The sequence below is a fragment of the Eisenbergiella porci genome (assembly GCF_009696275.1).
Classification (GTDB): Bacteria; Bacillota; Clostridia; order Lachnospirales; family Lachnospiraceae; genus Eisenbergiella; species Eisenbergiella porci.
The window spans coordinates 21,592-28,981 of sequence record NZ_VUMI01000070.1 but is presented as its reverse complement, the minus strand read 5'-3'; the positions used below and the strand labels follow the sequence as shown (position 1 = coordinate 28,981).

The window sequence follows — 7,390 nt, the reverse complement described above, 5'->3', positions numbered from 1 at the left end:
GTCCATTTCAGCGAGACCGCCAAAGAGACGATGGAGGACAAAATCAAGCGTCTGCTCCGTGAAGAAGTCCGCAGAATGTGACTTCTTTGTAAACTTGATTAAAAAGTCCTTGACAATTCGTTTCTGGCAAGACCGCTAAGTCGATTTTGATTTCCTGCGGCGCTCGTCTGGCTCCTTTTGATATTCAGGAGGTCAGAGATGTGACTGCCTATGACGAGTTGCAGTTGGATACTCTCGGAGATAAGAAAACGGCGCTCTTTCTGATTATGTCAGATACGGATGCGACGTTTAATTTTTTGATCTCCATGATTTACACACAGCTGTTCAACTTGTTGTGCGAGAAAGCAGATGATGTGTACGGCGGCAGACTGCCGGTTCATGTGCGCTGCTTGATTGATGAGATGGCAAACATCGGTCAGATTCCCAATCTGGAAAAACTGGTAGCGACAATCCGAAGCCGTGAAATATCGGCTTGCCTTGTTCTCCAGGCACAATCACAGCTGAAAGCCATTTATAAAGACAATGCCGATACCATCATCGGCAACATGGATTCCCGAATTTTCCTGGGTGGTTCTGAGCCAACCACGCTCAAAGAACTGAATCAGGCATTGGGAAAAGAAACTATCGACACCTACAACACCTCCAACACCAGAGGTAACAGCCCGTCTTACGGCTTGAATTATCAGAAGTTAGGCAAAGACCTTGCGAGCGTAGATGAGCTTGCGGTTCTGGATGGCAGCAAGTGTATTTTGCAGTTGCGTGGTGTCAGACCGTTTCTTTCTGACAAGTACGATCTGACGCAGCACCCCAATTATAAGTACACATCAGACTTTGATAAGAGAAATGAGTTCAACATTGAGCAGTTTCTGAGTCGAAGGTTGAAGCTCAAGGCAGGTGATGAGTTTGTGGTAGTCGATGCGGATTAAGGAGGTTTCTGTTTGGAAAATCTGAAAACGGTATCTGCCCTGGTTAAGAACATCTTGGAACACGACCACAAGGCAAGAAATACCGACAATCATTTGTACCTGATGGTACTGGAACACTATTCCGGTCTGCGTGGCATCGACATTCATGCCATGACGGTTCCTGTGTTTTTGAAGGAACTGGATAGACGCAGCTTTCCGGGGTTTGAAACTGTCCGCAGAAGCAGACAGAAAGTGCAGGCAACCTACCCTGACCTTGCTCCCAGTGAAGCCGTAGGCAAGCGCAGAGCAAAAAATGAGGTTGTATATCGAGAATTTGCAGAAAGCGAGGTGTAAAAAAAATGACTTGGTGGATCACGGATACCTCTATTGGGCAGCGATTGAAGTTCGTTAGACGATTTCGCCGCCTTACCCAGAAAGAGCTTGGACTCCTGATGGGGTATTCCGAGAAAACAGCGGATGTCCGTATTGCTCAGTATGAGAAAAACGCTCGAACCCCTAATGCAGAAACCACAGCGAAACTCGCAGAGGTTCTGAAGGTTTCACCTGTCGTTTTTTCACCGACAATCTGTGCTTCTCGTGAAGATTTGTTGCAGTCAATGTATTGGCTGTTTCTTATGAAAGGTGGTGGTGATATATATGATTGTGAAACTGAATATGCAAGAAGCAGAATGGAACAGAAACTTGGCGTGATAACCGTCGAGGAGTTCCTTGAAAAGATTCTCGTAAACTAAGCCTTCCGTCCGGTTTTGATGCCGGTAGTACGGAGGGCTTTTTCTATTCTCAAAACAATTTCAAATTTTAGGAGGAAAATATTATGGCATTTTTCAATAGCGCAGTAACCGTTCTTCAGACTCTCGTTATCGCTCTGGGCGCAGGTCTTGGCATCTGGGGTGCAATCAATCTGCTTGAGGGCTACGGCAACGATAACCCCGGCGCAAAGTCCCAGGGCATGAAGCAGCTCATGGCTGGCGGCGGTGTTGCCCTCATCGGCACCACCCTTGTACCTCTGCTCTCCGGACTGTTCGGTTAATCACAAAACAAGGAGGTAATCGCCTTTGGACAGCATACTCCAACAGATCACAGACTGGCTGAAAGAAATGCTCGTTTCAGCTATTATGGGAAATCTGTCGGGGATGTTTGAGTCCGTCAACAACCAGGTTGGCGAGATAGCAACCTCCGTTGGCATGACCCCGGCGAATTTTTCGCCGGGTGTCTTTGCCATGGTACGAAACATCTCCGAGTCAGTGATTATCCCAATCGCAGGCTTGATTCTGACCTTCATTGCCTGTTATGAGCTAATTCAGATGATTATTGACCACAACAATCTGGCAAATTTTGAAACCTGGATCTTCTTCAAATGGGTGTTCAAGACTTTTGTTGCGGTCATGTTAATCACAAACACATTCAATATCACGATGGCTGTGTTTGATGTGACACAGCACGTTATAAACGCAAGCGCCGGTATCATATCCGGAAATACTGCCATAGATGCTTCGGCATTGGAAACAATGGAAGAAACGCTGATGGCAATGGATTTGGGTCCTTTGCTCGGCTTGTTCCTGCAATCCTTTATCGTGCAGGTCACGATGTCCGCTTTGGCAATCATCATCTTTGTGATCGTCTACGGTCGAATGATTGAAATTTATCTGATGGTCAGCCTTGCCCCGATTCCGCTTTCCACTTTTGGAAACAGAGAACAGAGCAATATCGGACAGAATTATCTGCGTTCGCTGTTTGCAATCGGATTCCAGGGATTCCTGATTATGATCTGCGTGGGCATTTATGCGGTGCTGATTCAGTCTATCGCATTCAGTGATGACATCATCGGTTCTATCTGGGGTGTTATGGGCTACACCGTCCTTTTGTGCTTCACCCTGTTTAAGACTGGTTCGCTTGCGAAGGGTGTATTCAGCGCTCACTAAGGGAAGGAGGAAATTGTTTGGCAGCGTATATTCCCGTACCTCGTGACCTGACGAGGGTAAAAACAAAAGTGTTCTTCAATCTGACGAAACGGCAGTTACTTTGCTTTGGTGCGGCGGCGCTCATCGGAGTGCCGATTTTCTTTCTGGTCAAAGCAACCGGAAATGTGAGCCTTGCAGCACTGTCCATGATGATCGTCATGTTACCGTTGTTCTTTCTGGCAATGTATGAAAAGGATAGTCAGCCGTTGGAAGTGGTTGTAGAACACTTCATTCAGACCAAATTCGTTCGTCCCAAGGTTCGCCCTTATCAGACGGACAACTATTATGACGCTTTGATGCGTCAGTACAAACTGGAAAAGGAGGTTGAACGAATTGTTTTTCAAAAAGAAGCCACAGGCAAGAAACATCAAAATGCCTGCAAATCTGAATCGGAAGCAGCAGCGAGAAATTAAAGCTGTTGTGGAACGGGCAAAGAAGGACAACGGTATTCCGCAGACTGCACAGCAGTCCATTCCCTTTCAGAGAATGTTCCCGGATGGCATCTGCCGTGTCACTGACAGTTATTACACCAAGACCATTCAGTTTCAGGACATCAACTATCAGCTGGCACAGCAGGAAGATAAGACTGCCATCTTCGATGAGTGGTGCAGTTTCCTGAATTTCTTTGACAGCTCCATTCACTTTGAGCTTTCCTTTATGAACCTGAGTACCGATGCTGAAAGCTTTGAAAAGAGTATCCGTATCCCGTTCAAGAAGGACAGCTTCAATCCCGTCCGTGCCGAGTATAGCCAGATGCTGAAAAAGCAGTTGGCGCAGGGCAACAACGGCTTGACCAAAACCAAGTACCTGACATTCGGCATTGAAGCCGAATCCATGCGGCAGGCAAAGCCGAGACTCAACCATATCGAAAACGATCTGCTCAATAACTTTCGGCGTTTGGGTGTCATTGCCACTACCATGAACGGCAAAGAGCGGCTGCATCTGATGCACTCTATGTTCCACATGGGTGATAATGATAAGTTCTTCTTCGATTGGAAGTATCTTGTGGAATCCGGGCTGTCCGTAAAGGACTTCATTGCTCCGACGGCGTTTGCCTTTAAGACCAACCGCACCTTCCAGATGGGCAGTATCTTCGGTTCGATGTCTTATCTGGCAATTACGGCATCAGACCTGTCTGATCGTATGCTGGCGGATTTTCTGGATATGGAATCCACGCAGATCGTGACCATGCACATCCAGTCGGTTGACCAGACTGCGGCGATTAAGACCATCAAGAGAATCATCACCGAGCTTGACCGTTCCAAAATCGAGGAACAGAAAAAGGCTGTGCGTTCTGGCTATGACATGGACATTATCCCATCTGACCTTGCTACCTATGGTAAAGATGCGAAGTCACTTCTGAAAGAATTGCAGAGCCAGAATGAGCGAATGTTCATGGTGACATTTCTGGTGCTGAACACCGGGCGCACCGAGCAGGAACTGGAGAACAATGTGTTCCAGGCACAGAGCATCGCCCAGAAGCATAACTGCAATCTGCGTCGTTTGGATTTTCAGCAGGAATCCGGACTGATGAGCAGCCTGCCTTTGGCACAAAACCTGATTGAGATTCGTCGTGGCCTGACTACCAGTTCCACGGCTATTTTTGTGCCTTTCACCACGCAGGAGCTGTTCCAGAATGGTGGAGAAACGCTCTATTACGGGCTGAATGCTCTGTCGAACAACCTTATCATGGTGGACAGAAAGAAGCTCAAGAACCCCAACGGACTGATTCTGGGTACTCCCGGTTCCGGTAAATCCTTTTCCGCAAAGCGTGAAATCACCAATGCGTTCCTGGTTACGGATGACGATATTATCATCTGCGACCCCGAAGCGGAATATGCGGCTCTGGTTCACAAGTTCAATGGTCAGGTGGTAAAAATCAGCTCCTCCAGTACCAACTATATCAACCCTATGGACATCAACCTGAACTACTCTGAGGATGACAACCCGGTAGCACTGAAAGCTGATTTTATCCTGTCCCTCTGTGAGTTGATTATGGGCAGTAAGGATGGCTTGCAGCCTATCGAAAAGACGGTTATCGACCGTTGTGTGCATCAGATTTACCAGAGATATTTCGACAATCCTGCCCCTGAGAATATGCCGATCCTTGAGGATTTGTATGATGCCCTTCTGAAACAGGACGAAAAGGAAGCCCACCATGTAGCGACCGCCTTGGAAATCTATGTTAAGGGTTCTCTGAAACTGTTTAACAACAGAACCAATGTGGATATTCAGAATCGTCTGGTGTGCTTCGACATTAAGGAGCTGGGCAATCAGCTGAAAAAAATCGGTATGCTGATCGTTCAGGATCAGGTCTGGGGGCGTGTAACTGCCAACCGTTCTGCCGGTAAATCGACCAGATATTATATTGACGAGTTCCATCTGCTTCTGAAGGAAGAACAGACGGCAACCTATTCCGTAGAAATCTGGAAGCGATTCCGTAAATGGGGCGGCTTGCCGACCGGTATTACTCAGAATGTCAAAGACCTGCTTCGTTCCCCGGAGATTGCCAACATCCTCGAAAACTCTGATTTCATCTATATGCTGAATCAGGCAAGCGATGACCGAAGTATTCTGGCACAGCGGTTGAACATTTCGCCGCATCAGCTGTCCTATGTAACCAACTCCGGTGAGGGCGAAGGACTTCTGTTCTATGGCAATGTGATTCTGCCGTTCATTGACCGATTCCCGACAGATCTGGAACTGTATCGCATTATGACCACGAAGTTAAACGAGGTGGCACAGGAAAAGGAGGCGTAATGTATGGCGAAAAGACCTACACGACTCCGTTTTACCGAAGATGACCTTGCAGATTCTCATGTGAAGAAAGCTGCCGACCGTGCAGATAAGGCGGTTGATAGGGCTGAAAAAGCGGCAGACAAATTGGCTTCTAAAAAGGCAAAGCCGAAGCTAAAGCTGGAAACAGATGCAGCCGGTTCCCGTAAAGCAAAGCTCCGTTTTGAAAAAGCGGAGTTTACGGAAATCGAGCGCCCATCTGTGGCAAAGCACATGGCAAGCCGTGGTGCCGCAGTCACGCTCACATCCAAAGCACATCGGGCGGTGTCAGAATATGAGGATGATAATATCGGCGTTCAGGCTGTGCAGGAAACGACCAAGGCTGTTGAATCCACTGTCTATACCGTCGATCATGCCGTTTACAGTCACAAGCTGAAAGCCTACGACAAGGCGGAAAAGCTGGTTGAGAAGTCAGATAAAGCAAATGTAAATGCCCTGTATGAGAAGTTCAAAAAGGACAACCCCGATGCCGGTTCCAATCCCTTTTCCCGTTGGCAACAGAAAAGGGCAATCAAGAAAGAATATGCTGCCGCCAAAGCCGGTAAGAATACCGCTTCGACAACGGCTTCTGCATCTAAGGGTGCAGGCAAGGCAACGGGCAAAGCAGCTCAGGGAGCCAAGAACATCACAGAAAGAGTAACGGAGTTCTGCACCACACACTCTAAAACGATTCTGTTTGTTTTGATTGCCGGACTGCTTTTTATGATACTCTCAGGGATGTTCTCGTCTTGTTCGGCTATGTTCCAAGGCGGCACACAGATCATTCTGGGAACTTCTTTTACTGCAAAAGAGGAAGATATTATTGGTGCGGACAATGATTACAAGGCTTTGGAAGCTGCGCTCCGCAATAAAATCAATAATATCGAGCGTACTCATAGCGGATATGACGAGTACCGGTATGACCTTGATGAAATCAACCACAATCCTTATGAGCTGGCGGCGTATTTGACGGTGAAGTTTGAGGATTACACCAGAGATGAGGTGCAGGCTACCCTGCAATGGCTATTTGAGCAACAATATGAGCTGACCCTGACGGAAGTAGTAGAGATTCGTACACGAACAACATCTTCTACTGATCCCGAAACGGGAGAGACAACAACAGAGGAAGAAGATTACGAATATTATATTCTGAATGTGAAGCTCAGAAATAAGGGCTTGAACAGTGTGATTTCAAATTCCGGCTTGTCGGAAGATGATATGGAGCGATATAGAATTTTGCTTCAGACAAGGGGCAACAGACCGGATATTTTCGGAAATGACATTTACGCCACCCCTGGCGGCGAGTACACCGATTATGATATTCCGGGCGAAGCGCTGACAGACACAAGATTTGCCAATATGATTCGGGAAGCTGAAAAATATCTGGGATACCCGTATGTGTGGGGCGGCAGCAGCCCGTCTACCTCCTTTGACTGCTCCGGATTTGTTTCCTATGTAATCAATCACTGCGGAAACGGTTGGAGTGTTGGTCGTTTGACCGCAAACGGTTTGATGGGCGTATGCGACATTATCCCGAAAAGCTCTGCCAAACCGGGAGATTTGATTTTCTTCCAAGGCACTTATGATACCTCCGGTGCATCACACGTTGGTATCTATGTTGGCAATGGTATGATGATCCACTGCGGAAACCCCATTTCCTACGCTTCTATCGAATCGAATTACTGGCAACAGCATTTTTACTGCTTCGGCAGAATCAGAAACTAAAGG

General features: G+C 47.3%; 8 protein-coding genes and 1 pseudogene. All 9 read left to right on the top strand.

The window, feature by feature from the left end; all coding sequences use genetic code 11:
- The first annotated feature begins 30 nt into the window (after nucleotides 1-30).
- The 9 genes and pseudogenes from FYJ45_RS33455 to FYJ45_RS26220 all read left to right on the top strand — a co-directional run bounded on the left by FYJ45_RS33455 (nucleotide 31) and on the right by FYJ45_RS26220 (nucleotide 7,387).
- Entirely contained in the window at nucleotides 31-81 is a 51-nt protein-coding gene (locus tag FYJ45_RS33455; RefSeq protein ID WP_456298388.1) for a hypothetical protein, read from the top strand.
- A gap of 32 nt (nucleotides 82-113) precedes the next feature.
- Nucleotides 114-926: pseudogene (locus tag FYJ45_RS26255) on the top strand (VirD4-like conjugal transfer protein, CD1115 family); the annotation flags it as partial.
- 12 nt (nucleotides 927-938) lie between these two features.
- On the top strand, nucleotides 939-1,259 hold the full coding sequence (locus FYJ45_RS26250; RefSeq protein WP_002304332.1) for a hypothetical protein: 321 nt from the start codon (nucleotides 939-941) through the stop codon (nucleotides 1,257-1,259).
- Between the two features lie 5 nt (nucleotides 1,260-1,264).
- Nucleotides 1,265-1,657 (top strand): helix-turn-helix domain-containing protein, encoded by a 393-nt coding sequence (locus FYJ45_RS26245; protein WP_002304334.1) that lies wholly within the window; start codon nucleotides 1,265-1,267, stop codon nucleotides 1,655-1,657.
- Nucleotides 1,658-1,740: 83 nt separating this feature from the next.
- Nucleotides 1,741-1,956: a Maff2 family mobile element protein gene (locus FYJ45_RS26240; protein ID WP_002576404.1), complete on the top strand. Its 216-nt coding sequence runs from the start codon at nucleotides 1,741-1,743 to the stop codon at nucleotides 1,954-1,956.
- Between the two features lie 25 nt (nucleotides 1,957-1,981).
- Nucleotides 1,982-2,848: a VirB6/TrbL-like conjugal transfer protein, CD1112 family gene (locus FYJ45_RS26235; protein ID WP_002304374.1), complete on the top strand. Its 867-nt coding sequence runs from the start codon at nucleotides 1,982-1,984 to the stop codon at nucleotides 2,846-2,848.
- A 17-nt stretch (nucleotides 2,849-2,865) separates the two neighbouring features.
- Nucleotides 2,866-3,300, top strand: a complete 435-nt coding sequence (locus tag FYJ45_RS26230; RefSeq protein ID WP_002304375.1) for a PrgI family protein — start codon at nucleotides 2,866-2,868, stop codon at nucleotides 3,298-3,300.
- A complete protein-coding gene (locus FYJ45_RS26225) occupies nucleotides 3,260-5,647 on the top strand; it encodes a VirB4-like conjugal transfer ATPase, CD1110 family (RefSeq protein ID WP_002588967.1) in 2,388 nt (795 codons plus the stop codon). Before FYJ45_RS26230 ends, FYJ45_RS26225 begins: the two co-directional genes overlap by 41 nt.
- A 3-nt stretch (nucleotides 5,648-5,650) precedes the next feature.
- Nucleotides 5,651-7,387, top strand: a complete 1,737-nt coding sequence (locus FYJ45_RS26220) for a C40 family peptidase (protein ID WP_002304377.1) — start codon at nucleotides 5,651-5,653, stop codon at nucleotides 7,385-7,387.
- Nucleotides 7,388-7,390: the final 3 nt, after the last annotated feature.